The organism is Bacillota bacterium (assembly GCA_024655925.1).
In the GTDB taxonomy this organism is placed as follows: Bacteria; Bacillota; DTU025; order DTU025; family JANLFS01; genus JANLFS01.
Genome location: JANLFS010000160.1, coordinates 1 through 3,927, shown reverse-complemented (window position 1 = coordinate 3,927; position 3,927 = coordinate 1). Strand labels below are relative to the sequence as shown.

Sequence of the window (3,927 nt, the reverse complement as noted above, 5' to 3'; positions counted from 1 at the left end):
TGGACGTGTACCGGGGCAGTGACATCCCAGCCCGAGAGTACTTGCGCCGGGGCTGGCTCCGTTTCCTTGATTCCCTGGGGGAGCTCACGGAGCCCGAGGGAAGGTGGCTCGATACGGCGGCAGAAGAGTTTCTGGAGGTGCTTGAGAAGACCCCGTTCACGAAGTCCTACAAGGCTCCGACGATACGGTCTTTCCTGGTCGATGATGGCGGCATCCGCAGCAAGGTGGACCTGAATACGGTGGGAGAAAGCATGATGAGCTTCTATGTGAATGATCTCGTTCACCAGAAAGACCTGCAGGACAAAAGCAACCGCGACTTCAGAGAGTGGACCGTCGACCACTTCGCTAAGCTTGCGCGCAAGAACCCGATACGTTTCCTCTCCAGAGGGAGGTTCTTTCACTATGATGAGGTGAACCGGGTATTCTACTTGGACCCCGGGCTGGAAGACCACCTTGGTCCGGACCTCGCGGCTCACGTCCGCGACATACTCGATTACCGGACCGTTCAGTACTTCAGAAGGCGGTATCGCGATGACGAGTGACAATTCCACGACAGTCTTGCACAACAAGTTAGTAAGGGATCGGATACCCGAACTGATAAGGCGTTCGCACAAGACCTGCAAGACGCGGAACCTCAACTCGGCCGAGCTTGAACTGGAACTCGAGCGCAAGTTGGACGAAGAGTTGAAGGAGTATCATGAGACCAGGGACGTTTCCGAGCTTGTTGACCTGATCGAGGTCATCTACGCAATCGCCCGGAGGCGTGACGTGTCTCCCGCAGGTATCGAGGAGATGCGCCTTGCCAAGCGGGAGGAACGGGGAGGCTTCGATGAAGGGCTGTTTCTCATAAGTGTCTCGGGCTCCAGTGGAGAGGGAGAGTGAGAGTTCAACAGATGGAGCAGACGAATGGATGCGTTTTCTGTAGTCTGGACAAGGTGGAACTTCAAAACGACTCTGCTTTCGCAGTGTTCGACCGATACCCTGTCTCCCCTGGCCACATGCTCGTTATCCCCAAAAGGCATGTTCAGTCCTTCTTCGAGACTACCCCCCAAGAGAAGGCCGCCCTACTACAGCTGCTGGAGGATTGCCGACGGCTCCTCATCGAGAAGCATAATCCCGATGGATTCAACATCGGAGTAAACGATGGAAAGGCCGCCGGTCAGACCGTAATGCACCTGCATGTGCACCTGATACCCCGCTATGCCGGGGACATGAGCGATCCACGTGGGGGTGTGAGGGGCGTCATACCTGAGAAGAGGGTCTACACGCATAGGTAGAATCAGGGTTCGGGGCCGAGCGGGTGCGAGCGGGGCTGCTGTTTATCAAATGCAGTTGCGGCATCGGCAACGTTCCTGCCACTCTCAGCCGCGCCCGGGATTGGTTTCGAAAGGGTGCCACAGTCCCGCCAGTATGTGTCGGCCTGATCCCGGCCACCGAGCGTTGTTCGGTGAAGACACGATCCCATAGGCCTGCGATGGCTCTTCTTCGTGATGAGGACTTGCCGCGCCCCTTGATTGTCGTTCGGACAGAATTCCAGGGTCTGCCGCAGCAGCCATGAGGCGCTCCCCGCCCGTCCGCTCTCTAGTATGGCAATAGCAGGCCCGTGAAGACGCTCCAGGAACAATCTGTTGTTCAGGCACCCTCATGGGAGCTTGTCTCCGCCGAACTTGAACTGGGAACGCCATTCGGCCATAATCTCGACCACAACCGCAAGTCTCTCCTCCGTAGGCATCGCCCAGGCTGAAAAGAGAATGGGGCCGTACGCTTTGAGAGCCTATTCCCCCGGTGCTTCTCCACAAGTCTCCCCGGCGACTGACTGCAATCCTTCGGCCAGGTGCATCTACGACCGGCTGGTCGAGGAGTACGGCGACGAGTTCACCGGCGTTGAGTCTACCGTGCGCCGCGTCGTGCGCTTCGCCTATGCGTTCCTGCACGGGCGGGTGGAGGACTTCCTAGCCGGGCATGTTCGCGCCTTCGAGTGGCTGGGCGGTGTACCGGCGAGGGTGCGCTACGACAACGCAAAGGTCACTGTGAGGGAGTTCCTCGCTGGGAACCGGCGGCGGGAGACCAACCTGCTGTCGAGCCTGCGGGCGCACTACCTGTTCGATGCCGAATTCTGCAACCCGCGCAAGGCGCACAAGAAGGGCGCGGTTGAGAGCCTCTGCGGCTATGTCCGCCGCAATGCCATGGTGCCGATGCCCGAGGTGCAACACGTTGCTGAACTGAACCGCCATCTGCTGGCGTGGTGCGACCGGGATCGCGCCAAGCACCTGGGGTGGGAGACCGAGCGGGCTGCACTGCGCCCGCTGCCCACTGCCCAGCTCAAGGCCTGCCTGACGCGGCTGGCCGTGGTGTCCAGGCAGGCACTGGTGACCTGTGACCGCAATCGCTACTCGGTGCCTGCGAGCCTAGTTGGTCAGACGGCGCGGCTCGACGTATACTGTGACCATATTGAGGTCTACTACAAGGATCAGCTTGTCGCTTCACACAAGCCGCTCGCTGGCCGGGGTGGCCTGGTGACGGACTTCCGCCACTACCTCAACGTGGTGGAGGTGAAGCGGCATGCCTTGCTGGATGCAGCGTTCGTCGCTGAGATGCCGGCAGTATGCCAGAAGGCGCGGGGGCGGCTGCAGAGGCAAGACCACGGCTACCGAGAGTTTGCCGCTATCCTTGCTCTGAACCACGAGTTCCCGTCCGCGGCCGTAGAAGCCGCACTGGTCCAGGCTATGGACATGCCAGAGGAGCATCTGACGGCTGAGACAGTGCGGCAACTGATCCTGGCCGATCTCAGGCCCGAACCGGTGGCGGTGGCAGTGCCCCCGGACATCGCCGTGAAGCTCAAGGCTCCCGATCTCAGCCTCTACGACCAGCTTGCGAAGGTGGTGACCAACTCGTGAGCGACCCGCGCGTAGCACTGCTCGGCAACTACCTCCGCGAGCTGAAGATGCCGGGGCTGAAGCGCGCCTACCAAGCACTAGCCCGCGAGGCCCTAAACGACGGCAAACACCCGCTAGATTCCCTCGCCGCGTGTCTGGCTGCCGACACGGAGTCCCGCCGGGAGTACAGGCTGCAGGCACGGCTGCACTCGGCCCGGTTTCCGACGGTGAAGACGCTGGACGCTTTCGACTTCTCGCAGATCCCGAGCCTGCCCAAGCCCAAGGTGTTGGACCTTGCCCGGGGCGAGTTCATTCGGGCGAAAGAAAACGTCGTCTGTCTTGGGGGCTCCGGCACCGGCAAGACGCACATTGCCATATCCATCGGCTTGGCAGCCATCGAGGCTGGCTACCGCGTCCGGTTCATCCAGACCATCACGCTTGCGCAGGAGCTGCTGCAGGCACAGCAGGAGTACCGGCTGCCAAAGTATCTTAAGTCCTGGCACGCTGTTGACTTGGTGATTGTCGACGAGTTCGGCTACCTCGGACTGGGTCCCGGCGGGCCGCTCCTATTCCAGTTCTTCGCGGACCGCTACGAGCGTGGCAGCCTCCTGGTCACGAGCAATCTTGAGTTCTCGCGCTGGGGGGAGGTGTTCGGCGATGCCAAGATGCCAATCTGACTAGCGCGCTGCTGGACCGGCTGACACATCACGCGACGATCTTGCTCTTCGAAGGCGAGTCCTACCGGTTCCGCGAGAGCCCGCGTCGCCGCATATAGCCCCGCCCCTATTTCGCCAGGGTGGTCGACTTTTCAATTAGCGACCCGGTCAACTTTTGGATTGACAAAGACACGGTGCCTGAGCATACAGGGCATCAGCGCAGAGTATGCCGTAGTATCGATACGTCCGATGGTATGCCTTACCCAGGGCCCTCATGGCTGCACGAAATTCGCCTTCGCCCGGCAAGACTCGTTCCATCGCTATCAACAACCGGGGCTGAGCTCCAACGCAGGATATCGCCGCCGCTTTCTCGACATGCTCTCTCTTACCGTTCC

General features: G+C 60.5%; 5 protein-coding genes and 1 pseudogene. 5 read left to right on the top strand and 1 reads right to left on the bottom strand.

Translation table 11 applies throughout. From position 1 onward, the window contains the following. From NUW23_15285 to istB, 5 genes and pseudogenes are all read left to right on the top strand, one after another. Positions 1-542 (top strand): restriction endonuclease subunit R (locus NUW23_15285; GenBank protein ID MCR4427521.1); only part of this gene is annotated, 542 nt, incomplete at its 5' end. Beyond that, the gene (locus NUW23_15280) at positions 532-882 is read left to right on the top strand and encodes a nucleoside triphosphate pyrophosphohydrolase (protein MCR4427520.1); all 351 of its coding nucleotides are present in this window, start codon (positions 532-534) and stop codon (positions 880-882) included. The genes NUW23_15285 and NUW23_15280, both read left to right, overlap by 11 nt. Before the next feature lie 11 nt (positions 883-893). Continuing rightward, positions 894-1,277, top strand: coding sequence for an HIT family protein (locus tag NUW23_15275; GenBank protein MCR4427519.1), 384 nt, complete (start codon positions 894-896; stop codon positions 1,275-1,277). Positions 1,278-1,766: 489 nt separating this feature from the next. Beyond that, positions 1,767-2,897, top strand: coding sequence for an IS21 family transposase (locus tag NUW23_15270; protein MCR4427518.1), 1,131 nt, complete (start codon positions 1,767-1,769; stop codon positions 2,895-2,897). Positions 2,898-2,944: 47 nt separating this feature from the next. Next, positions 2,945-3,651: pseudogene (gene istB, locus NUW23_15265) on the top strand (IS21-like element helper ATPase IstB). Positions 3,652-3,700: 49 nt separating this feature from the next. Here istB and NUW23_15260 read toward each other — a convergent pair. Beyond that, a partial coding sequence (locus NUW23_15260; protein MCR4427517.1) for a hypothetical protein occupies positions 3,701-3,927 on the bottom strand: 227 nt, incomplete at its 5' end.